The organism is Gemmobacter nectariphilus DSM 15620, from assembly GCF_000429765.1.
Taxonomy (GTDB): domain Bacteria; phylum Pseudomonadota; class Alphaproteobacteria; order Rhodobacterales; family Rhodobacteraceae; genus Wagnerdoeblera; species Wagnerdoeblera nectariphila.
This window is the reverse complement of record NZ_AUCM01000017.1, coordinates 15843-37881: the sequence shown is the minus strand read 5'-3', so window position 1 is coordinate 37881 and position 22039 is coordinate 15843. Positions and strand designations below refer to the sequence as shown.

Sequence of the window (22039 nt, the reverse complement as noted above, 5' to 3'; positions counted from 1 at the left end):
ATGGCGCAATCCATCAGAAAATGCCGTCACGCTGCGCTATGGGGTGCGAAAAGTGAACATGAGGGCAGGCCTTGGGCCTATTTCCGAACCCGCTGCCCGCTCGGCGTCACGTCAATCTCGAGCCATGTCGCTAGTGGAGGCCATCGCCAACGTCGCCGTGGGCTACGGCGTCGCGGTCGTGACACAGATCCTGATCTTCCCGGTCTTCGGGCTGCACACGACGCTGGCGCAGAACTTGAAGATGGGCGCGGTGTTCACCGTGGTGAGCATCGCGCGCTCCTTCGCCCTGCGGCGGCTGTTCGAGGCGATCCGGGCGCGCGGGGCACGATGAGATACCGCCGCCCCCTGCGGGACGGCGGCATCGGGACCGTCGTGTAGTGCAGCGTCAGTCGTCGGCGATCACGTAAACCCTGCCGCGCCCCTCGATCTTCTCGGAGGTGATCGTCAGGCCCAGCTTCTTCTTGAGCGCGCCGGACATGGCGCCTCTCACTGTGTGAGCTTGCCATCCCGTGGCTTCGACGATCTCGTCGATGGTCGCGCCGCCCTCGGCGCGGAGCATCTCGATCAGGGTCTCCTGCTTGGTGCCCTTCCGGCGCTGGACCGAGGCGGTCGGCGTTTCTGCCGGCGGCGTCTCATCCTGCTCGTCCGTGATGCCGAGGGTGCTGTAGGCCAGCGGGGTGGCGCGCAGCGTGATCGGGCCGCGCTCTTCGTCGTGCCGCCAGACCGTGTTGAGATCCGTCGGGGCGATTTCCTCGATCAGGCCCTGCTTCAGGAGGCTCTTGCAGACGTTGCCGACGGCGCCGCCCTTGAGGCTGGCGGTGACGGGGAAGACTGCCCCGTCCTCGCGCGCGCAGGCGGTGGACAGGATGACGGCTTGGGCGTCGGAAAGCTGAATCTGGGTCATCTGGGGTCTCCGTATTCGGGCCCGCGACATGCGGCGCCTTCTACGACCCCGAGCCGCGCAGGGCGCGCGGCGGGAGTTCCGGCGGTGCCGGAGATCAGCGGGCGTGTTCGCCTTCGCCGAAGGCGCTGTCGGTGATGCGCTTCAGGAGGCTGGCGTAGTGTTCGAGAGTGCCAACCATGGCCCAGCCCGCCTCGTCGGGGGCGCAGTTGAAATGGTCGTCGCTGAGCGCCTGCAGGCGGGCGAGCATCTGGTCGATCTCGGCCTTCTTGCCGATGAAGGCGTTCAGCGCGGCTTCCTTGTTCCGGCGCGCCTTCTCGGCGCGGAGTTCGTGGCGCGGGGTGGTGATCGGGTTCAGGCGGGTGGTCATCGTGGTGGCTCCGTAGTGAGTTGCATCGTCCTTCTGGAGACACGTTCCCTCTGTCCGCGAGGCTTATCAACTCTATAAGCGCTTGATTCTGAATGATAATCGGAGCTTTCGATGCAGGGCATGAGCGAGCGCCAGTACGCCGCGCATGTCGGGCTGTCGCGGGGCGCGATCCAGAAAGCGAAGACCGCCGAACGGCTGGTTCTCTATCCCGACGGCAGCATCAACGCGGCTGCCAGCGATGCCCGGCGTGCCGAGACGACGGACCCGTCGAAAACCCGCAAGCCGCCAGCGCCGAAGCTGAAGCCAGTCCCCGAGGCGGCGGTGGCCGCTGTCGGCGACACGCTGCGCGAACAGGGACTGGCGGTCCCCGCCGTCGGGGGCGGCACGACCTTCCTGCAGGCCAAGACGGCGAACGAGGTGCTGAAGGCACAGGAACGGCGCATCCGGCTCCAGAAGCTGAAGGGGGAGTTGATCGAGCGGGCCCGCGCGCTGGCGCTGGTGTTCCGGCTGGCGCGGGAGGAACGGGACGCATGGGTGAACTGGCCCGCGCGCGCGGCGGCGCTGATGGCGGCTGAGCTGTCGGCCTCGTGCAGCGACGCGACAGGTCAGCAGATCACCGTGGAGCCAGCCGCGATGCAGAAGGTCCTGGAGAAACATGTACGCGCCCACCTCGACGAACTCGCCGAGGTCCGGCCCGACTTCCGGTGAGAGCGGCGATGGCCTGACGGACTTCGACGGCGCGGGCGAGATCCTGCGGTCGTGGGGCAACGGGCTGCGGCCCGACCCGGACCTAACCGTTTCGGAATGGGCGGACCGGCACCGGATGCTCTCGGGCCGCGCCTCGGCTGAACCGGGGCGGTATCGGACGGTGCGCACGCCCTACATGCGCGAGATCATGGACCGGCTGTCGCCCGGGGATCCCACCCAGCGGGTCGTGTTCATGAAGGCTGCTCAGGTCGGCGCGACGGAAGCCGGTAATAACTGGATCGGGTTCGCCATCCACCAGGCGCCGGGGCCGATGCTGGCGGTCCAGCCGACGGTGGAGCTGGCCAAGCGCAACTCGCGACAGCGGATCGATCCGCTGATCGACGAGAGCCCGGAGCTGCGGGACCGCGTCAAACCGGCCCGGTCGCGCGATGCGGGCAACACGATGTTGTCGAAGGAATTCGCGGGCGGCATCCTGATCATGACCGGCGCGAACTCGGCGGTCGGGCTGCGGTCCACCCCGGCGCGGTACATCTTCCTCGACGAGGTCGACGCCTATCCGGCGTCCGCCGACGAGGAAGGCGATCCGGTCACGCTGGCCGAGGCCCGGTCGCTGACATTCGCCCACCGGCGCAAGGTGCTGCTGGTCTCGACGCCCACGATCCGGGGGCTAAGCCGGATCGAACGGGAATACGAGGCCAGCGACCAGCGGCGGTTCTTCGTGCCGTGCCCGCATTGCGGCGCGATGCAGTGGCTGAAGTTCGACCGGCTGCGCTGGCAGAAGGGCCGCCCCGAGACGGCGGAATATCACTGCGAAGGCTGCGAGCAGCCCATCGCGGAGCACCACAAGACGGCGATGCTGGAGGGCGGCGAATGGCGGGCGACCGCCACGGCCGCCGATCCGAGCACGGTCGGGTATCACCTCTCCGCACTCTATTCGCCGATCGGCTGGCTGAGCTGGGAGCGGATCGTGCGGGCTTGGGACGCGGCACAGGGGTCGGACGAGGCGATCAAGGCGTTCCGCAACACGATCCTCGGCGAGACATGGGTCGAGACCGGGGAAGCCCCGGACTGGCAGCGGCTCTACGACCGGCGCGAGCGCTGGACGTCCGGCACGGTGCCAGCGGGCGGGCTGTTCCTGACCGCCGGGGCCGATGTGCAGAAGGATCGCATCGAGGTCGACGTCTGGGCCTGGGGACGCGGGCTCGAAAGCTGGCTCGTCGATCACGTCGTGATCGAGGGCGGACCGGACCGGCACGACGCCTGGTCGGAGCTGACCGCGCTGCTGGACCAAAGCTGGCCCCACGAGCGCGGCGCGCATCTCAGGATCGCGCGGCTCGCCATCGACACCGGCTACGAGGCCCCGGCCGTCTATTCCTGGTCGCGGGCGCAGGGGTTTGGGCAGGTATCGCCAGTCAAGGGCGTTGAGGGGTTCAACCGCTCGAGCCCGGTGTCGGGTCCGACCTTCGTCGATGCGACCGAGGGCGGCAAACGCCTGCGGCGCGGCGCGCGGCTCTGGACCGTGGCGGTGTCGACCTTCAAGGCCGAGACCTACCGCTTCCTGCGGTTGGCGCGGCCGACCGAGGAGGAGATGGCCGACGGGGCGGCATTCCCGCCCGGCTCGGTCCACCTGCCGCACTGGGTCGAGAACGAATGGCTGAAGCAGTTCGTGGCCGAACAGCTGGTGACGGTGCGCACGAAGCGCGGTTTCGCCCGGCTGGAATGGCAGAAGCTGCGCGAGCGCAACGAGGCGCTGGACTGCCGGGTATATGCCCGCGCCGCCGCCTGGATCGCGGGTGCGGACCGCTGGCCCGACGAGAAATGGCGTGACCTCGAGGATCAGCTCGGGGCCGCCCCCACCGACACCGATCCCGCCGGGCAGATCAACCGGCCGGGACAGGCCCCGCAGGGCAAGCGCCGCTCCGACTGGCTCGGGCGGCGGGAGGGATGGTTCTGAACATGACCGACTGGACGGAAACCGAGCTCTCGGCGCTGCGCCGGGCCTATGCCAGCGGCACGACCCGGGTCAGCTATGACGGCAAATCCGTCGATTACGGCTCGGCCGAAGACCTGCTCGCCCGCATCCGCACCATCGAGCGCGCCATAGCGGGCGTCAGCCGACCGTTGCCGGTGGCCGGGCTGGCGGGCTTCTCGCGCGGGGACCGGTGATGTCGGCGACCTGGTTCGATCACGCCATCGCGTTCGCTGCCCCGCGCATGGCGGCGCGCCGCGTGCTGGCGCGACAGGCGTTCGAGACCCTGACGCGGGGGTATGACGGCGCCGCACGTGGACGGCGGACGGACGGGTGGCGCGCGCCGGGATCCTCGGCCGATACCGAGATCGGCGTGGCCGGGGCGCTGCTGCGCGACCGGATGCGCGATCTGGTGCGCAACAACCCGCATGCGGCCAAGGCCGTGGCGGTGCTGGTCAACAACATCATCGGCGCAGGGATCATGCCGCGCGCCGCCAGCGGCGACGACACGCTAGACCGAAAGGTCGATGCGCTCTTCGAACGCTGGACGGCGGAGTGCGACGCCGACGGACAGCTCGACTTCTACGGTCTGCAGACGCTGATCTGCCGGGAGATGGTCGAGGCGGGCGAGGTCCTGGTGCGCCGCAGGCTCCGGCGTGTGAGCGACGGCCTTGCGGTGCCGCTGCAATTGCAAGTGCTCGAGGCCGACTTCCTCGACGCCACCAAATCCGGCGCCCTCGGCGCAGGTCGCCTCGTGCAGGGGATCGAGTTCGACCCGGTCGGCAAGCGCCGGGCCTACTGGCTCCATGCCGCTCACCCGGGCGACGCCTACGGGGCCTTGCAGAACGGCCTGCAGAGCCGCCCGGTCCCGGCGACCGAGATCGCCCACGTCTACGAGAAGCAGCGCACGCAGGCGCGCGGCGTTCCCTGGGGCGCGCCGGTGATCCGCAGCTTGCGCGATCTCGACGACTACGAAGTGGCCGAACTGGTCCGCAAGAAGACCGAGGCCTGCGTCACCGCCATCGTCTTCGGCGACGACGAAGCGCAGCAGGGCATCGCGCCCTCGGTGGTCGACGCCGACGGCAACCGGGTCGAGCAGTTCGAGCCGGGACTGATCGCCTATGCACGCGGCGGCAAGGACATCCGGTTCAACCAGCCGTCGGCCACCGGCGGCTACGGCGAATACAAGCGGGCCAGCCTGCACACGATCTCGGCCGGGTTCCGGGTGCCCTATGAACTGCTGACCGGGGACCTATCTCAGGTGAACTATTCCTCGATCCGGGCGGGGCTGGTGGAATTCCGCCGCCAGATCGACGCCGTCCAATGGCAACTGTTCATCCCGATGTTCTGCGCACCCGTCTGGCGGTGGTTCACGGAAGCCGCATGGGCGGCGGGCCAGATCCCGTCGCCCAATGTGCCGGTCGAATGGTCGCCGCCGAAGTTCGAGGCGGTCGATCCGCAGAAGGACGCCATGGCGAACCTGCTGTCGATCCGGTCGGGCACCATGACGCTCGCCGAGGTGATCGCGAAACAGGGCCGCAACCCCGACGCCGTGCTGGCCGAGATCGCCGCGACCAATGCCAAGCTCGACGCGCTGGGGCTGGTGCTCGACAGCGATCCGCGGCGCGTCACCAAGACCGGCAGCGCGCAGACCAGCGATCCGGCCGCCGATCCGGATGCCGATGACCCGTCCGCCGAAGCGGATGAAACCGACCCGGCGCAGGCCGACCAACAGGACTGACCTTCATGGACACGATGATCGAACTGCCGGCCATGCGCCGGTCGGCGGAGCTTGCGCCGAACACGGCCGATGCCGACAGCCGCACCGTCGAGGTGGTCTGGTCGGCCGGGGCCCGCGTCCGCCGCGCCACTTTCTTCGGCGAGCCCTATGACGAGGAACTGAGCCTCGATCCCGCCCATGTCCGGCTCGACCGGCTGAACGCGGGCGCGCCCTTCCTGAAGGTGCATGAGCTCGACACGCTCGACGCGGTGATCGGCTCGGTCGTACCGGGCTCGGCGCGGATCGAGAACGGACGCGGCATCGCGCTGGTGCGGATCAGCGAGCGCGCCGATGTCGAGCCGATCTGGCGCGACATCCAGGCCGGGCACATCCGCGCGGTCTCGATCGGCTACCAGGTCCACCGCTTCGAGGTCTCGAAGCCCGAGGCCGCCCGCGAACTCTGGCGCGCGGTGGACTGGACGCCGTTCGAGGTCTCCGCGGTCGCCGTCGGCGCCGACCCCGCCGCCGGTTTCCGGGCCCAGCATCCCCTTCACGACTGCGTCCTTCACCGCCGGGACGCCCCTTCCACCACGAAAGGACCGATCCCGATGATGGATAAGACCGAAACCCCGGCGCTCGACGCCGCGACCCCCGCCACCACCCAGCCGACCGAGCCGAATGATACCGAGGACACCCCCATGACCGAGCCGAAACCGGCTGCGCCCGACCCGAAGGTCGCCGCCAGCGAGACGCGCAGCCAGCCTAAGACGCAGGCCACTCCCGCGCCCGACACCGAGGCGGTCGCCACCCGCGCCCGCGAGGCGGAGCGCGACCGCGTCTCCACGATCTACGATCTCGCGGGCCGCCTGAACCTCGAGCGCGGCTTCGCCGAGGACCTGGTCAAGCGCGGCGTCAGCGTGGACGAGTCCCGCCGCCTGATCCTCGACCAGGTCGCCGCGAAGTCCGACGAGACCCGCACCTTCAGCCATGTCTCCGTCCCGCTCGGCGGCCGGGACGAGCGCATCACCCGTCGCGATGCCGTGGCGAATGCGCTGCTGCACCGCTACAGCCCGACGCTGTTCCCGCTGGAGGATGCCGCGCGCCAGTATCGCGGCATGACGCTGCTGGAACTGGCCCGCGAAAGCCTTGGGCTTTCCGGGGTGAACACGCGCGGCCTGTCGCGCGACGAGGTGGCGACGCGGGCGCTGCACTCGACCTCGGACTTCCCCGAGATCCTCTCGGCCGTCACCAACAAGACGCTGCGGCAGGCCTACGAGGCCTATCCCCGTACCTTCATGCTGTTCTGCCGCCAGGTGCTCGCCACCGACTTCAAGGCCATGCATCGCGTCCAGCTCGGCGAAGCGCCGCAGCTGCTGGAGGTGGGCGAGAGCGGCGAGTTCAAGCGCGGCACGCTGGGCGAGAGCAAGGAGAGCTACAAGGTCAAGACCTATGGCCGGGTGGTCGCGATCCCCCGCCAGACGCTGATCAACGACGATCTCGACGCCTTCACCCGCATCCCGGCGATGTACGGCAACTCCATCGCGCAGCTGGAGTCGGACGTCGTCTGGGGGATCATCACCGCCAACCCGGCCATGGCCGACGGCAACGCGCTCTTCCACACCACGCACAAGAACCTCGCGGGCACCGGCGCGGCGCTCGACGTGAGCAGCGTGGGTGCGGCGCGGGCGGCCATGGCCAAGCAGACGGGCCTCGACAAGAAGACGGTGCTGAACGTCCGCCCCGCCTTCCTGATCGTGCCGGCCTCGCTGGAACTGAAAGCCGAGCAGCTGGTCGCGCAGAACCTGGTGCCCGCCGCGACGTCCAGCGTGGTGCCGCAATCGATCCGCACCCTCGCGCCGATCAGCGAGCCCCGGCTCGACGCCGCCAGCGAGACCGCTTGGTATCTGGCGGCCAGCCCGAACCAGATCGATACCATCGAGTACGCCTATCTCGAAGGGCAACAGGGCGCCTACATCGAGACCCGCAACGGCTTCGATGTCGATGGCGTCGAGATCAAGTGCCGCCTCGACTTCGGCGCCAAGGCCATCGACTGGCGCGGCCTCTACAAGAACCCGGGCGCATAACCAGCAACCCATGCTGAACCCTGACACACGGGCGGTCCTGACGGGCCGCCCTTCGTCTTTCCACGAGGATCCCCATCATGAAAACCTACGTCCAGCCCGGCAATACCATCACCCTGACTGCGCCCTATGCCGTCGCCTCCGGCGATGGCCTGCTCGTCGGCTCGATCTTCGGCATCGCCGCAGGCGCCGCCGCCCTCGGCGAGCCCGTCGAGACCTCGCTCGTCGGCATCTTCGACATCACCAAGGTCGGCTCGCAGGCGTGGACCGTCGGCGCCAAGGTCTATTGGGACGACACCAACAAGCGCTGCACCACGGTCGCGACCGACAACACCCTCGTCGGCGTGGCCGTCGAGGCGGTGGCGAGCGGCGCGGGCGACACCATCGGCCGCGTGCGCCTGAACGCGACGTTCTGATGAGCGCCTTCACCGCCGCCGTGGGCGCGCTCTTCGCCGATCCGAACATTGGCCGGGATGCGGTCTACACGCCCGAGGGCGGCGCGCCTCTTCTGGTGCGCGTCGTCGCCCGGCGTGCGGACGCGGTCACGGATTTCGGCGATGCCCGGCTCTGGTCCGAGACCACCCGGATCGACCTGCGCGTTGCCGAGGTTGCGAACCCGCGTCCCGGCGACCGGATCGAAATCGACGGCGAAGCCTTCCTTGTTCAGGGCGAGCCCGTCCGCGACCGTGAACGGCTGGTCTGGACCGTCGATCTGAGGCTCGCGTGAAACTGAAGCTCGACATCGATCCCGACATCGTCGCGATGATGGCGGCAGAGGTCGCGGCGGGCGAACGCGCAGTGACGGCCGCCATGCGCGAGGCCGGGACCGGGCTGAAGGCCGCGTGGCGCCTCCAGGTCACTGGCGCAGGGCTTGGCGCACGGCTCGCCAACACGATCCGCAGCCAGACGTTTCCGAAGTCTGGCGAGAGCCTCGACGCCGCGGCGTTGGTCTGGTCCAAGGCTCCGGTCATCGTGGGCGCGCATGACACGGGGCCGCTGATCCGCTCGAAAAACGGGTTCTGGCTGGCGATCCCGCTGCCCGCCGCAGGCAAGTCCCTGCGCGGCGGCCGGATCACCCCCGGCGAATGGGAACGGCGACGTGGGCTGCGCCTGCGCTTCGTCTATCGCCGCACAGGTCCGAGCCTGCTGGTGGCGGAGGGACGGCTGAACACGAAGGGTCAGGCGGTGGTGTCGCGCTCGAAGACCGGGCGCGGCAAGGTCACCGCGCCGATCTTCCTGCTGGTGCCGCAGGTCAAGCTGCCGAAGCGGCTGGACCTCGCGCGGGATGCAGACCGGGCATTGGACAGCGTGCCGGGGCTTATCGTGGCGAATTGGGTGGAGGGGCGTTGAAGTTCGTCCGGCGCATGAGCGTCGACGCCGCTGACATCATGTAAGCAGTAGATTGGTTTGCTCTGGAACGTCACCAAGGTGCCTCCGCAGAAGCGGCTGCAATGCGGCGCGGGACGGAATAAACGACTCGTTGTAGTCGAAGTCGTGCCAATCAATGTCAGCCCGTGCGCCAAGCCGATCTTGGTGCATCTTGTCCCGCACCTCTTTGACCCGGCGGACATTTGCATCAAGTTGCGCCGCACCGGTCGGGTCGAACTCATGGCAAAGTGCCGCAATCCAGTCGTTCGTGTTGACACGAGCGCCTGTGGCACCGTTGTCCCCAATTCCTGCAAGGTGATGGACCGATCCAAGGCCTTCGCAGACCGAAAACACCCCAACGCTGAACTCGAAGTTCATGATTTGGAAGTAGGGCTCGAAAAGCACTGATCTGCCGGATACCCGCTCCCCATGCGGAACGATAAGGCCAGCCTTCATCTCAAGGCCGACCATGATGTGTTTCAGGTTAGACTTCAGACTTCTCCTGACATCTGGGTGAATGCCGGCCGGGACTGCCCTGATCAGCCAAGGAAGCCAATCGGCGGATGTCGAAAGTGCATGAAAGCCAGGCGGATTGGCTGGATAAAGATCAAGGTAGAACACTTTGAGGCTCCTCACTGATCCAGTGGATCACAATCCCGACGAATACACGACGATGATTGATGCTCACTAGCCCCCGGCAGAGTAGAAAATGCCCACACCCCGCGAAACCATCCTCACCGCGCTGCACGCGCGGCTTTCGGCGCTGCCCGCCACGGCCCTGCGCGGCGAGGTGCTGCCCGAGCGCGTGCCGGCCAATGGCCTGCTGATCCTGCGCGACGGCGAGCCGGGTGAGCCCGAGGTGACGTTGTCGTCGCTGGCTTACCACTACCAGCACAGCGCCGAGATCGAGGCGGTGGTCCAAGGTGCCGACCGTGACGCCGCCTTCGACACGCTGGCCGCCAGCATCGGCACGGCGCTCGCCGCCGACCGCACGTTGGGCGGGCTCTGCGACTGGGTCGAGGCTGAAGCGCCGCGCCCGGTCGACCTGCCGGTCGAGGGCGCGGCGAGCCTGAAGGCCGCTGTGATCCCGGTGGTGCTGCACTATTCCACGGCCGACCAGCTGGCCTGACCCAACCGACCACAGGAGACGAACATGGCACGAGCCCAAGGGGCGCGGGCGCTGATGGCGCTTGCGTTCGAGACGACCTATGGAACGCCACCCGTGAGCGGCTTCACCCGCATGCCTTTCGCCAGCACCTCGCTCGGCGCAGAGCAGCCGCTGCTGAACTCGGAGCTTCTGGGCTACGGCCGCGATCCGCTGGCGCCGATCAAGGACGCGGTCACGGCCGACGGCGATGTCGTTGTGCCGCTCGACGCCGAGGCACTTGGCTTCTGGCTGAAAGCAGCCTTCGGCGCGCCCACGACCACAGGCGTAGACGCCCCGTACAGCCACGAGTTCCAGTCGGGGTCTTGGACGCTGCCCAGCATGTCGATCGAGACCGGCATGCCGGAAGTGCCGCGCTATGCGATGTATTCCGGCTGTGTGCTCGACCAGATCACCTGGCAGATGCAGCGCTCGGGCCTGCTGACCGCCACGGCGCGGCTGGTAGCGCAGGGCGAGACGGTCGGCACCACGACGAGTGCGGGCACACCGGCGGCGCTGGAGCTGAAGCGTTTCGGCCATTTCAACGGGGCGATCACCCGCAATGGCACCGCCCTCGGCAACGTGGTCTCGGCCGAGATCACCTATGCCAACAACCTCGACCGCATCGAGACCATCCGCTCGGACGGGCGTATCGATGGCGCGGACCCAAGCATTGCGGCGCTCACGGGTCGGATCGAGGTGCGCTTCGCCGACCAGACGCTGGTAACGCAGGCCATCAACGGCGAGGCCTGCGAGATGGAGTTCGCCTACGTCCTGCCCTCGGGCGAGAGCTTCACCTTCACCGTGCACGCCCTCTACCTGCCGCGCCCGCGCATCGAGATTTCCGGGCCGCAGGGCGTGCAGGCGACCTTCGACTGGCAGGCCGCCCGCGACAGCGTCGTCGGCCGGATGTGCACCGCAACCCTCGTGAACGATGTGGAGACCTACTGATGCTCACGCTCGACCTGACCAACGCCCCGCGCTGGCATGACCTCGCTCCCGGCGTCCGGGTGCAGCTGCACCCGCTGACCACCGCGCTGATGGTGGCGACGCGCAGCGATCCGGCCGTCGAGGCGGTACCCGAGGAGGCCTCCGACGAGGAGCGCGCCGTGGCCTTCGCCAAGGCGCTGGCGCGTCGGGCCGTGCTGGCCTGGGACGGTATCGGGAACGCAGACGGCAACCCCATCGAGCCGAGCCCCGAGGCCATCGACGCGCTGCTCGACGTCTGGCCGATCTTCGAGGCCTTCCAGCTGACCTACGTCTCCAAGGGTCTGCTGCTGGAGCAGGAAAAAAACGCCTCCGCGCTCTCGCCGAATGGTCCTTCGGCGGGGGCGAGCGATACTGCCAAGCCTGCCCTCCCTATGAGGGCCGCGAACAAACCTGCCCGGACTGCCCGGCGCGGCTGAACCGTCCGGAAACTCCGGAGGGTTGGCAGGTCTGGGACCTGGTCGGCCGCCTTGGTGGACAGCTGCGCGTGCTGCCCGGCGCGGTGATCGGCTGGGACCTGTCGGCGGCGCTGGCGCTCGGTGAAGCGCTCGGCGTGCCGCCGCTCGCCATGGCCGAACTGCTGCCCGTCATCGAAGCGGTGATGGTCGCCAAACTCAACGAACAGATGGATCACTCCCATGGCTGAGAAGAGGGTCAGCGTCCGCCTCGCGGCCGTGGGCGGACGCCAGGTGCGCGCCGAGCTGGAGGGCGTGGGCGAAGCCGGGTCGCGCGGCTTTGGACGGCTGAGCCGGGAGATGGAAGCGGCCAACGCCCGGCTGGCGGCGTTTTCTCGCCGTGTAGCTGTGGCTGCCGCCGCCGCCGTGGCAGCCGCTGCCGCCGCTGGTGTGGCAATGGTCCGGTCCGGGCTGCAGACGGTCGATGCACAGGCCAAGCTCGCGCAGTCCCTCGGCACCACCGTCGCCTCGATTCAGACGCTGGAGCGCGCGGGCGAGCTGGCGGGCGTGTCGATGTCCGGCATCGAGCAGGCGACAAAGGACCTGACGCGTCGTCTCAGCCAGGCGGCCGCCGGCACCGGTCCCGCCGCCGACGCGCTCGACCGGCTGGGCCTTTCCGCCACCGAGTTGATCGCTCTGCCGCTGGACCAGCGTGTGGGCGCCATCAACGCGGCCATCGAGAGCTTCGTGCCTGCGGCCGAGCGCGCGGCTGTCGCGGGCCAGCTGTTCGGCGAGGAAGGCTCCATCGCCATGTCGCGGATCGATACGGCGACGCTGCGGCAGGCAACCGAGGACGTCCTCGCCTTCGGGGTGGTCGTCTCGGAGCAGGATGCCGACCAAATCGAACGCACGAACGACGCAATCTCACGGCTTGGCCTGATCTGGCGCGGGCTGTCGAACCAGCTGGCGGTCGCCGCGGCTCCGGCGCTGGAAGCCGTCGCCAACGCCATGGCGGCGGTCGCCAGCCGCACCGGGCCGCTCGGGATCGCGATCCGCGGCCTCTTCGACAACATCGGTCGCCTGACCACCTACGCCGCGACCTTCGCGGCCTTCTTCGCGGGCCGATGGGTCGCCGGCATGGCCGCCGCCGCGCTCTCCGTCCGTGGCCTCGCCACCGCTCTCGTCGTGCTGAGGGGCGCGCTGATCCGGACCGGCATCGGGGCGCTGATCGTCGGCGCGGGCGAGCTCGTCTACCAGTTCACCCGGCTCGTCTCCGGCGCCGGCGGTTTCGGCGAGGCCATGTCGCTCCTGAAGGACCTCGCGGTCGAGGTCTGGGAGAGGATCAGGATGGGCGCGGCTGCGGCGGGCGCGGCCGCCACGGCGATGTTCTTCGACCTGAAGGCCGACGCCGCCTCGGGCATGCAGAGCGCCATCGAGAGCGTCGTCGGATTCGGCAACACGGCGGCGAACACGTTCGAGGGCGCCTACGAGGCGATCAAGGCGATCTGGGGCCTGCTGCCCGCCGCCATCGGCGATCTGGCGTTTCAGGCGGCCAACAGCCTGGTCGACGGCGTCGAGGCGATGCTGAACGGCGTGGTCTCCCGCATCAACGGCTTCATCGGCGGGATTAACCTGGGGCTGGAAGCGCTCGGGTCCGAGCGACGCATCTCGCTGGTGCCGGACCTCGACCTCGGCGAGATCGAGAACCGCTTCGAGGGCGCGGCGACCGCCGCGACCACCGCAGCGCAGTCGGCGTTCGACCGGGCCTTCGAGGACAACCCGCTCACCGCGCCCGATCTCGGACTGACCGAGGCGGCGAACCGCGCGCTCGAATCCGCGAATCTCTACCGTGGCGCGGCGCGCGATCTGGCGGAAGGGGCCCGCGCGCCGCTCGAAAGCTGGCAGGCTCTGCGCGACGCGGTGCGCGGGACCGACGAGGCCAGTGCCGATGCGCTGACCGAGGCCACCGGCGCGGCCGAGCGGCTGGAGACGGCTCTTGGTGAAGCCGGCCGCGCCGCGACGGGTGCAGGCGCGGCGGCCGGAGCTGCCGTCGCTGCGGCGGAGCCCGCGACCGAGGCCGCCGTCACCGGCTGGCAGGCGGTCACGGCGGCGCTGTCGGACTACGCCACCAAGGCGCGCGAGATCGGCGGCGACATCGGCCAGAGCCTCGTCAGCGCCTTCCAGTCGGCCGAGAACGCCGTCGGCGATTTTGTCCGGACCGGGAAGCTGAACTTCCGCGATCTCGTCACCTCGCTGCTGGCCGATCTCGCCCAGCTGGCGGCGCGGCGGTTCATCCTCGGGCCGATCGCCAATGCGCTCTCGGGCGTGTTCTCCGGTGCTGGCGGCATCTTCGCCAACGTCCTCCACGCGGGCGGGATGGTCGGCTCTGCCGGGCCCTCGCGCATGGTCCCGGCCATGGCCTTCGCCGCCGCACCCAGGATGCATTCCGGCGGCATGGCCGGACTTCGTCACGACGAGGTGCCCGCGATCCTGCAACGCGGTGAGCGGGTGCTGTCGCGGCGGGAGGCGCAAGCCTACGGCGCGGGCGGGGTCAACGTCACCATCATGGCCCGCGACGCCGAGAGCTTCCGTCAATCGCGGACGCAGGTCGCGGCCGACATCGCGCGCGCCGTGTCGCTCGGGCGGAGGGGCATGTGATGGCGTTCCACGAGGTCCGGTTTCCCGACAACATCAGCCGGGGCGCACGCGGTGGTCCGGAACGGCGCACCCAGATCGTCGAGCTCGCCTCCGGCGATGAGGAGAGGAACGCCAGCTGGGCCAACTCGCGCCGCCGCTACGACGTCGCCTACGGCATCCGCCGCGCCGACGATCTGGCGGCGGTGATCGCCTTCTTCGAGGCGCGCAACGGGCGCCTACATGGCTTCCGGTTCAAGGATTGGGCGGATCACAAGTCCTGCTTGCCGTCGGGCACGGCGTCGCCGACCGACCAAGAGATCGGCACCGGCGACGGCACGACGACCGCCTTCAAGCTGGTGAAGCGCTACGCCTCCGGTGCGCAATCCTGGACGCGGGCCATTGCCAAGCCGGTGACCGGAACCGTGCGCATAGCGCTCGCCGGGGTCGAGCAGCCCTCCGGCTGGTCCGTCGACACCGCCACTGGCGTCGTCACCTTCGGCACCGCGCCGGTCGCTGGCGTCGCCATCACCGCGGGGTTCGAGTTCGACGTGCCGGTCCGCTTCGACACCGACGCGCTCGACGTGACGCTCGACCTTGAGCGGCTCGGCTCGATCACATCCATCCCGCTTCTGGAGATCCGGCGATGAACGACACCGGCAGCTTCGTCGCGGCCGTGCTGCGCGAACTCGCGGCCTCGACCGCCGTGATCCTCGCCGCCTGGGGGGCGCTCGGCGGCGCGACGAATGCGCTGACCACGAAGATGCGGCTGCGCGACGCGCTCCGACACATCCTGCTTGGCGGGCTGATCGCGGCCGGGATGGGCAGCCTCTCCATGGCCGTCATCACGAGCTGGATGGGCCTGCCGCCCGAGGCGATCCCGGCAGGCGGTGCTGCAGGGTCCGCCGCCTATCTCGTGGGCGTCTTCGGTCCGGCCTTCATTGAAATGCTGCTGGCCCGCCTCCGCCGCGCCAAGCAGGGCGGCGGCGATGAATGACCTTCTCCGCCTCGCGCGCTCTCTCCGCTGCGACCCCGCCGACCCTCGGCAGGCCTTCGCTCACCGCCTGCGTATCGGTCTCGTCGTCGCGGCACTGATCCTGATCCTCTCGCTTCTCCGGTAATCCCATGCACATGACCGACCGGGGCCTTCTGGCCCTCGTCCGGCACGAAGGACTCGTGCCCGGACCCTATCTCGATGTGAAACAGGTCTGGACCTTCGGCATCGGCCACACGGCCGCGGCCGGACCGCCAGATCCCGCCACCATGCCGCGCGGCATGCCCGCCGATCTCGATGGCGGGATCCGCGAAGCGTTCCGGGTATTCCGCGCCGACCTCGCGCGCTACGAGGCGGCCGTCCTGCGCGCCGTGAAGGTACCGCTGACGCCGCACGAGTTCGATGCGCTGGTCAGCTTCCACTACAACACCGGCGGCATCGCCAAGGCTGCGCTGACCCGCCACCTCAATGCCGGCAATCGCGTTGCAGCCGCCGACGCGTTTCTGAACTGGCGGCGACCGGCCTCCGTCATCCCCCGCCGGGAGGGGGAGCGCGACCTGTTCCGCCATGGCCGCTATCCCGGCGGCACGATCCCGGTCTGGTCCGTGGACCGCACGGGCCGGGTGGACTTCTCGCGGCCGATCCGCCGACTGACCGAGGATGAGGCGCTGGAGCTGCTACGGCGGTCGCCGCTGCCGAGGCCACCGGTCCTCGATCCTGCGCCCGACGCGCCGTCCGGCTGGCTCGTTCGGCTGGCCACCTTCTTCTCCACGCTGATCCGGAGGGCCTGACTCATGCGCTACGTCCGCCCCAACTCGCTCACCTGGTGGGCGGGACTGCTCGCCATGCTCACCGGCATCGCCTCCCTCACACTGCCCGCCACCGGGCCGCTCGGCGAACTGTCCCGCCTGGTCGCGCTCCTTGCCGGCAGCGGCGACGCGTCGCCCGCGGGTCTCATGTTCCTCGGTCTCGGCCTGATCGGCCTGCGCGACCGGATCGAGCGCGGGTTCCGCGGCGATGATTGAGTTCTTCGCAGGAATGATCGTGGGCGGCTGCCTCGGCGTCTTCGTTGTCGCCCTCTGCGTGACCGCAGCCCGCGGGGAGCGGGACGATGGCTGAGCTCCTGATCTGGCTGGTCGCGGCTCTGGGCGCGGTTGGAGGTGTCGTCCTCGGTCGGGTCTGGGGGCGCACGGAAGGGGAGCGCGTGGGCAAACGGGAGGCGGAACGCGATGCCATGCAAGACAAGAACGAGCGCGTCGAGCGCGGGCGCGATGCGGTTCGCGACGGCCGCCGCGCTGGCGATCCTGTTGAGCGGCTGCGCCACAACGATGGGCGCTGGTGACGCCGGCTGCGCCTCCTATGCCGAGGCGCGGCTCGCCCGACCGCCGGTCGACACGGTCGCCGCCATTCCGTCCGAATGGGCAATCTGGATCGCCGATCTCGATGATCGCATGACGGGAACCTGCCGATGAAGACCCTTGATCCCGCTCTGCAGGCCCATCTCGACGAGGGCACGACGACGCTCGCCTGGTGCTGGCGGATCGGCCGCACCGATGGCGTCACCTTCGGCTTCACCGACCACGACCGGACGCTGAGCTTCGACGGGACCCACTTCGAGCCCGAGAGCGGGCTGACAGCATCCGAGGTGCGGTCGGGATCGGACCTGTCGGTCGATGCGCAGGACGCCGAGGGCGCGCTGACCTCCGACCGGATCACCGAGACCGACATTCTCGACGGCCGCTGGGACAACGCAGAGGTCGAGATCTGGCGGGTGAACTGGGCCGACACCGGGCAGCGCGTACTGATGCGGCGCGGGGCCATCGGTCAGATCCGGCGCGGGCGGCTCGCTTTCGTCGCCGAGGTCCGCTCGCTCGCCCATGTGCTGGGCCAGACGGTCGGGCGGACGTTCCAGGCGACCTGCGATGCCGCGCTCGGCGACGGGCGCTGCGGCGTCGATCTCGATGATCCGGCGTTCAAGGGCGCGGGCGCCGTCATCGATCTGCTGCGCGACCGGGCCTTCACCGCCTCGGGGCTCGGCGGGTTCGCCTCCGGCTGGTTCACCTTCGGCACGCTGGACTGGACGAACGGTGCGAACGCGGGGCGGCGCACCGAGGTGCTGGGCCATGAGGTGACCGACGGCGTGGCGATCCTGACCCTGCTGGAGGCGCCGGTGCGGTCCATCGCCGAGGACGACGGATTCACCATCCGTGCGGGCTGCGACAAGCGGATGGAAACCTGCGGGGCGAAGTTCGCCAACACCGCCAACTTCCGGGGTTTCCCGCATATCCCCGGCCAGGACGCCGTGCTCCGCTACGCCACGAAGGACGGCGGCCACGACGGGGGCGTGTTGTGATCCCCGCCGATCCGGATCGGGTGGTCTCAGCGGCGCGCGCGTGGCTCGGGACGCCGTACCACGACCAGGCGAGCCTCAAGGGCGTCGGCTGCGACTGCCTCGGGCTCGCGCGGGGCGTCTGGCGCGCGGTCGTCGGCCCCGAGCCGTTCCCGATCCCGGCCTACAGCCGGGACTGGGGCGAGACCGGACCGCGCGAAGTTCTGGCCGAGGGCGCGCGGCGGATGATGATCGAGGTGTCGCCCGCCGAGGCAGGCCCCGGCGCGCTGGTGCTGTTCCGCATGAAGCCGCGCGCCATCGCCAAGCATGTCGGGATCCTGACCGCGCCCGACAGCTTCCTCCATGCCTACGAGCGGCTCGGCGTGATCGAGGAGCCGCTCACCCCATCCTGGCGGCGGCGCATCGCCTTCGCCTTCCTGTTCCCGCAACGCTGAGACCTCGACATGGCCACCCTCGTTCTCGGTGCCGCTGGCGCCGCCATTGGCGGCAGCATCGGCGGCGCGATCCTCGGCGTCAGCGCCGCGACCATCGGCGGTTTCATCGGCTCGACCATCGGCTCGGTCGTCGACAGCTGGATCATCTCGTCGCTCGCGCCCACGCAGCGCATCGAGGGCGCCCGGCTCGACACGCTGCGCATCACCTCGGCCACGGAGGGCGCGGTCATCCTGCGGCTCTACGGGCGCATGCGGATCGGCGGAAACATCATCTGGGCGACGGATTTCCGCGAGGAGACCAAGACCACCACGCAGGGCGGCGGCAAGGGTGGCGGGGGCGGCAAGGTCAAAACGACGGAGTACCTGTACTACGCCAGCTTCGCGGTCGCATTGTGCGAGGGGCCGATCACCGGCATCGGTCGCATCTGGGCCGACGGTAAGCCGATGGACCTCTCCGGCGTCACCTGGCGCTGGTATCCGGGCGACGAGGCGCAGACGATAGACCCGTTCATCGCGGCGAAGATGGGCGCGGCGAACACTCCCGCGTATCGCGGCACCGCCTATGTCGTCTTCGAGGAACTGGCGCTCTCGACCTACGGCAACCGCCTGCCGCAACTCTCCCTCGAGGTGTTCCGGCCGCTGGCCGATCCCGACACCGCCGAGGGGCTGACCCGCGCCGTCACCATGATCCCGGCCTCCGGCGAGTTCACCTATGCGACGCAGGCCATCCGCAAGACCGATGGCGGCGCGACGGTGCCGGAGAACCTGAACGCGCTGGCCGACTCCACGGATATGGTCGAAGCGCTGGACCGGCTGCAGGCGATGGCCCCTGCGGTCGAGAGCGTCAGCCTCGTCGTCGCCTGGTTCGGCGACGATCTGCGCGCGGGATCCTGCAAGGTGCGGCCTGGCGTCGAGGTGTCGGCCAAATCCACCACGCCCGCCAGCTGGTCGGTCAACGGCGTCAGCCGCGCCAATGCCTTCCTGGTCAGCCGCGATGACGAGGACCGCCCCGTTTATGGGGGCACGCCGTCCGACTTTGCGGTGGTGCAGGCGATCCAGGAGATGAAGGCGCGCGGGCTGCGCGTGACCTTCTATCCCTTCATCCTGATGGACGTGCCGCCCGGCAACAGCCTGCCGAACCCGTATTCCGACAACGCCGCGGAGACGGGGCAGCCCGCATTCCCCTGGCGTGGGCGGATCACCTGCTCGCCCGCTGCTGGTTTCGCAGGGACCGTGGACAAGACCGCCACGGCCGCAAGCCAGGTCGCGGCGCTGTTCGGCGCGGCCACGCCCGCCAGTTTCAGCGTCTCGGGTCAGTCGGTCTCCTGGACCGGGCCATCCGGTGACTGGGGCCTGCGCCGCATGGTGCTGCACTACGCCCATCTCTGCGCAGCGGCGGGCGGGGTCGATGCCTTCCTGATCGGCACCGAGATGCCGGGGCTGACCACCATCCGTTCGGGCGCCAGCACCTACCCGGCGGTGCAGGCCTATCGGGACCTGTCCGCGGATGTGCGGTCGATTCTCGGGTCCGGCACCAGGATCGGCTATGCGGCCGACTGGTCGGAATACTTCGGGCACCAGCCGGGCGACGGCTCGGGCGACGTGTTCTTCCACCTCGATCCGCTCTGGGCCGATCCCGAGATCGATTTCGTTGGCATCGACAACTACATGCCGCTGTCGGACTGGCGCGATGGGTTCGAGCATACCGACGCGGCCGAGGGCTGGCCCGCGATCTACGACCGGGCCTACCTGCAGGCGAACATCGCGGGCGGGGAAGGCTTCGACTGGTTCTATGCCAGCGCGGCCGATCGCACCGCCCAGGTGCGCACGCCCATCACCGACGGTGCTGCAGGGAAGCCATGGGTCTTCCGCTACAAGGATCTGCGCGCCTGGTGGTCGAACCCGCATTACGACCGTCCGGGCGGGGTGGAGAGCGGGACGGCGACAGAGTGGACGCCGCAGTCGAAGCCGATCTGGTTCACCGAGTTGGGTTGTCCCGCCATCGACCGCGGAACGAACCAGCCGAACGTCTTCTTCGACCCGAAGTCGTCGGAAAGCTTCACGCCGCATTTCTCGCGGGGCTGGCGGGATGACGCGATCCAGCGGGCGTATCTCGAGGCGACCTATCTCTGGTGGGGCACCGCGGCGAACAACCCGGTGTCCTCGGTCTATGGCGGCCGGATGGTGCATGTCCCCGAATGCGCCGCCTGGACCTGGGACGCGCGGCCCTATCCGTTCTTTCCGGCGCTGACCGACGTCTGGACGGACGGGGCGAACTGGCGACTGGGGCACTGGCTGACCGGACGGCTCGGCGCAGTGTCGCTGGCGGCCCTCGTCCGGCATCTCTGCCTGCGCGCCGGGCTGCCCGAGGATCGCATCGATGTCACCGGCCTCTGGGGCGCTGTCGAAGGCTATGCCATCACGGCGCTGGAAAGCCCGCGCGCCTCGATCACCACGCTGTCGCGCCACTTCGGCTTCGACGCCGTCGAGACCGAGGGTGTGATCCGCTTCGTGATGCGCGGGCGGGCCTCCGTCGCCACGCTTGCGCCCGACGATCTTGTGGCCCCTCGCGAGGGCGACCTGCTGGAACTGACGCGCGGCCAGGAGACCGAACTGCCGCAGGCGCTGAAATGGCAGGTCGCCCGTGCCGACGAGGATTACGATGCGGCCCTCGTCGAGGCGCGGCGCATCGCGGTGGACACGACCCGCATCGCCTCCGAGTCCTTCCCGATGGCGGTGCCGCCCGAGGAGGCTGAGCGGCGCTGCCGCCGCGCGTTGATGGAGGCATGGGTCGGGCGCGAGACGGCGGCGTTCCGTCTGCCGCCCTCGCGCCTCGCGCTCGATCCGGCCGACGCGATCCGGCTCGCTAATGACGGGCGGCTGGTCGATCTGCGGCTCGTCTCCATCGCCGACGCCGAGGCGCGCGGTATCGAGGCGGTCCGCCAGGATCGCGCGACCTACGATCTGCCGCCCGGCGATCCCCGCGCGGCGTCGCTGACGCGGGCCGTCGTGTTCGGCGCGCCGGACGCGGTGCTGATGGACCTGCCGCAGCTGACCGAGGACCAGCCGGCGCATAGGCCGCTGGTCGCCGCGCACGCGGTTCCGTGGCCGGGCGAGATGGCGGTGTTCCGCAGCCCCTCGACCGATGGCTTCGAGCTGCTGACCACCTTCGGCAGCCGCGCCCGGATCGGGGTGCTGGTCTCCGACTTCTTCGCGGGGCCGACATCCCGCTTTGATCTCGGCAATGCGCTGGTGGTCGATCTGCTCACCGGCACGCTGGAAAGCGTCACCGACCTGACGCTGTTCGGCGGGGCCAACGCGCTGGCCATCGAGAGCGCGCCCGGCGTGTGGGAGATCGCTCAGGCGGGCGCGGCGGAACTGCTGGCGCCCGGCCGGTATCGGCTGACCCGGCTGTTGCGCGGCCAGCGCGGCACCGAGGGCGCCATGGGCAATCCGGCGCCCGCCGACGCGCGGGTCGTGGTGCTCGACGACAGCCTCGCCACGCTGCCCATCGCCGAGGCTGATCTCGGATTGCCGTGGAACTGGCGCATTGGCCCTGCCAGCCGGCCGGTCAGCGACGAGACCTATGTGGCGCAGACTTTCACGCCCGAAGGCGTCGGGCTACGGCCATTCTCCGTCGCCCATGTAGAGCAGCCATGGCGCACGCCGCGCTCGCCCGGGGATTTGACCATCCGCTGGATGCGCCGGTCGCGTGCCTTGGCCGCCGAAAACTGGGGCGGGATCGAGGTGCCGCTGGCCGAGGAACTGGAAGCCTATGAGGTCGAGATCCTCGACGGCGCCACCGTGAAACGGAATCTGTCCGCGACCACCACCAGCACGACCTACACGGCCGCCCAGCAGACCGCCGACTGGGGCGCGCCGCTCGGCCCCGGCGACAACCTCACCGTCCGCATCTACCAGCTCTCCGCCCTCGTCGGGCGGGGCGCGCCCAAGACCGTCACGCTCTTGTTCTGAAGGCCATCC

At 69.5% G+C, this 22039-nt stretch carries 25 protein-coding genes; 22 read left to right on the top strand and 3 right to left on the bottom strand.

Annotated features, from left to right (window positions below; all coding sequences use genetic code 11):
• Nucleotides 1–58: 58 nt before the first annotated feature.
• The gene (locus G481_RS0115520; protein ID WP_425402470.1) at nucleotides 59–331 is read left to right on the top strand and encodes a DUF7220 family protein; all 273 of its coding nucleotides are present in this window, start codon (nucleotides 59–61) and stop codon (nucleotides 329–331) included.
• Between the two features lie 54 nt (nucleotides 332–385).
• Here the strand turns inward: G481_RS0115520 and G481_RS0115515 are convergent, their stop codons facing one another.
• Both G481_RS0115515 and G481_RS0115510 read right to left on the bottom strand, forming a co-directional pair.
• A complete protein-coding gene (locus tag G481_RS0115515) occupies nucleotides 386–904 on the bottom strand; it encodes a DUF3489 domain-containing protein (protein WP_028030849.1) in 519 nt (172 codons plus the stop codon).
• A gap of 94 nt (nucleotides 905–998) precedes the next feature.
• Nucleotides 999–1271 (bottom strand): hypothetical protein, encoded by a 273-nt coding sequence (locus G481_RS0115510; protein WP_028030848.1) that lies wholly within the window; start codon nucleotides 1269–1271, stop codon nucleotides 999–1001.
• 111 nt (nucleotides 1272–1382) lie between these two features.
• Here G481_RS0115510 and G481_RS0115505 point away from each other — a divergent pair, with 111 nt between their 5' ends.
• The 8 genes from G481_RS0115505 (at nucleotide 1383) to G481_RS0115470 (ending at nucleotide 9099) form a co-directional block, all read left to right on the top strand.
• A complete protein-coding gene (locus G481_RS0115505; RefSeq protein WP_028030847.1) occupies nucleotides 1383–1979 on the top strand; it encodes a hypothetical protein in 597 nt (198 codons plus the stop codon).
• The gene (locus G481_RS0115500) at nucleotides 1927–3933 is read left to right on the top strand and encodes a phage terminase large subunit family protein (RefSeq protein ID WP_028030846.1); all 2007 of its coding nucleotides are present in this window, start codon (nucleotides 1927–1929) and stop codon (nucleotides 3931–3933) included. Before G481_RS0115505 ends, G481_RS0115500 begins: the two co-directional genes overlap by 53 nt.
• A 2-nt stretch (nucleotides 3934–3935) precedes the next feature.
• Nucleotides 3936–4145: a phage head-tail joining protein gene (locus G481_RS0115495; protein ID WP_023851464.1), complete on the top strand. Its 210-nt coding sequence runs from the start codon at nucleotides 3936–3938 to the stop codon at nucleotides 4143–4145.
• On the top strand, nucleotides 4145–5689 hold the full coding sequence (locus tag G481_RS0115490) for a phage portal protein (RefSeq protein WP_028030845.1): 1545 nt from the start codon (nucleotides 4145–4147) through the stop codon (nucleotides 5687–5689). Before G481_RS0115495 ends, G481_RS0115490 begins: the two co-directional genes overlap by 1 nt.
• 5 nt (nucleotides 5690–5694) lie before the next feature.
• Nucleotides 5695–7752 carry a prohead protease/major capsid protein fusion protein gene (locus tag G481_RS0115485; protein ID WP_028030844.1) on the top strand — a complete coding sequence of 686 codons (2058 nt, stop codon included), beginning with the start codon at nucleotides 5695–5697 and terminating at the stop codon, nucleotides 7750–7752.
• A gap of 77 nt (nucleotides 7753–7829) precedes the next feature.
• Nucleotides 7830–8165 (top strand): DUF2190 family protein, encoded by a 336-nt coding sequence (locus G481_RS0115480; RefSeq protein ID WP_028030843.1) that lies wholly within the window; start codon nucleotides 7830–7832, stop codon nucleotides 8163–8165.
• Nucleotides 8165–8476 carry a head-tail joining protein gene (locus tag G481_RS0115475; RefSeq protein ID WP_028030842.1) on the top strand — a complete coding sequence of 104 codons (312 nt, stop codon included), beginning with the start codon at nucleotides 8165–8167 and terminating at the stop codon, nucleotides 8474–8476. The genes G481_RS0115480 and G481_RS0115475 overlap by 1 nt, the downstream gene beginning before the upstream one ends.
• Complete coding sequence (locus G481_RS0115470; RefSeq protein WP_028030841.1) at nucleotides 8473–9099, top strand: DUF6441 family protein; 627 nt, start codon at nucleotides 8473–8475, stop codon at nucleotides 9097–9099. The genes G481_RS0115475 and G481_RS0115470 overlap by 4 nt, the downstream gene beginning before the upstream one ends.
• Nucleotides 9100–9135: 36 nt before the next feature.
• Here the strand turns inward: G481_RS0115470 and G481_RS0115465 are convergent, their stop codons facing one another.
• A complete protein-coding gene (locus G481_RS0115465) occupies nucleotides 9136–9738 on the bottom strand; it encodes a hypothetical protein (protein WP_028030840.1) in 603 nt (200 codons plus the stop codon).
• A gap of 88 nt (nucleotides 9739–9826) precedes the next feature.
• On the opposite strand from G481_RS0115465, the gene G481_RS0115460 reads away from it, so the two are divergent.
• The 13 genes from G481_RS0115460 to G481_RS0115385 all read left to right on the top strand — a co-directional run bounded on the left by G481_RS0115460 (nucleotide 9827) and on the right by G481_RS0115385 (nucleotide 22030).
• The gene (locus tag G481_RS0115460; protein WP_028030839.1) at nucleotides 9827–10246 is read left to right on the top strand and encodes a hypothetical protein; all 420 of its coding nucleotides are present in this window, start codon (nucleotides 9827–9829) and stop codon (nucleotides 10244–10246) included.
• Nucleotides 10247–10270: 24 nt separating this feature from the next.
• The gene (locus G481_RS0115455) at nucleotides 10271–11212 is read left to right on the top strand and encodes a phage tail tube protein (RefSeq protein WP_028030838.1); all 942 of its coding nucleotides are present in this window, start codon (nucleotides 10271–10273) and stop codon (nucleotides 11210–11212) included.
• Nucleotides 11212–11667: a hypothetical protein gene (locus G481_RS0115450; RefSeq protein WP_028030837.1), complete on the top strand. Its 456-nt coding sequence runs from the start codon at nucleotides 11212–11214 to the stop codon at nucleotides 11665–11667. Before G481_RS0115455 ends, G481_RS0115450 begins: the two co-directional genes overlap by 1 nt.
• Nucleotides 11668–11735: 68 nt before the next feature.
• Nucleotides 11736–11894: a DUF7697 family protein gene (locus G481_RS25990; RefSeq protein WP_245594984.1), complete on the top strand. Its 159-nt coding sequence runs from the start codon at nucleotides 11736–11738 to the stop codon at nucleotides 11892–11894.
• Complete coding sequence (locus tag G481_RS0115440) at nucleotides 11887–14301, top strand: phage tail tape measure C-terminal domain-containing protein (protein ID WP_028030836.1); 2415 nt, start codon at nucleotides 11887–11889, stop codon at nucleotides 14299–14301. Before G481_RS25990 ends, G481_RS0115440 begins: the two co-directional genes overlap by 8 nt.
• Entirely contained in the window at nucleotides 14301–14927 is a 627-nt protein-coding gene (locus G481_RS0115435; protein WP_028030835.1) for a DUF2460 domain-containing protein, read from the top strand. The genes G481_RS0115440 and G481_RS0115435 overlap by 1 nt, the downstream gene beginning before the upstream one ends.
• The gene (locus G481_RS0115430) at nucleotides 14924–15274 is read left to right on the top strand and encodes a hypothetical protein (RefSeq protein WP_028030834.1); all 351 of its coding nucleotides are present in this window, start codon (nucleotides 14924–14926) and stop codon (nucleotides 15272–15274) included. Before G481_RS0115435 ends, G481_RS0115430 begins: the two co-directional genes overlap by 4 nt.
• 128 nt (nucleotides 15275–15402) lie before the next feature.
• Complete coding sequence (locus G481_RS0115420; RefSeq protein WP_028030833.1) at nucleotides 15403–16062, top strand: lysozyme; 660 nt, start codon at nucleotides 15403–15405, stop codon at nucleotides 16060–16062.
• Between the two features lie 3 nt (nucleotides 16063–16065).
• Entirely contained in the window at nucleotides 16066–16296 is a 231-nt protein-coding gene (locus G481_RS0115415; RefSeq protein WP_028030832.1) for a hypothetical protein, read from the top strand.
• An 86-nt stretch (nucleotides 16297–16382) separates the two neighbouring features.
• Nucleotides 16383–16613: a hypothetical protein gene (locus G481_RS0115405; RefSeq protein WP_028030831.1), complete on the top strand. Its 231-nt coding sequence runs from the start codon at nucleotides 16383–16385 to the stop codon at nucleotides 16611–16613.
• Nucleotides 16614–16739: 126 nt separating this feature from the next.
• Entirely contained in the window at nucleotides 16740–17624 is an 885-nt protein-coding gene (locus G481_RS0115395; RefSeq protein WP_028030830.1) for a DUF2163 domain-containing protein, read from the top strand.
• A complete protein-coding gene (locus tag G481_RS0115390; protein ID WP_154664634.1) occupies nucleotides 17621–18055 on the top strand; it encodes an NlpC/P60 family protein in 435 nt (144 codons plus the stop codon). Before G481_RS0115395 ends, G481_RS0115390 begins: the two co-directional genes overlap by 4 nt.
• A 9-nt stretch (nucleotides 18056–18064) precedes the next feature.
• On the top strand, nucleotides 18065–22030 hold the full coding sequence (locus G481_RS0115385) for a baseplate multidomain protein megatron (RefSeq protein ID WP_028030828.1): 3966 nt from the start codon (nucleotides 18065–18067) through the stop codon (nucleotides 22028–22030).
• The last annotated feature ends 9 nt before the right edge of the window (nucleotides 22031–22039 follow it).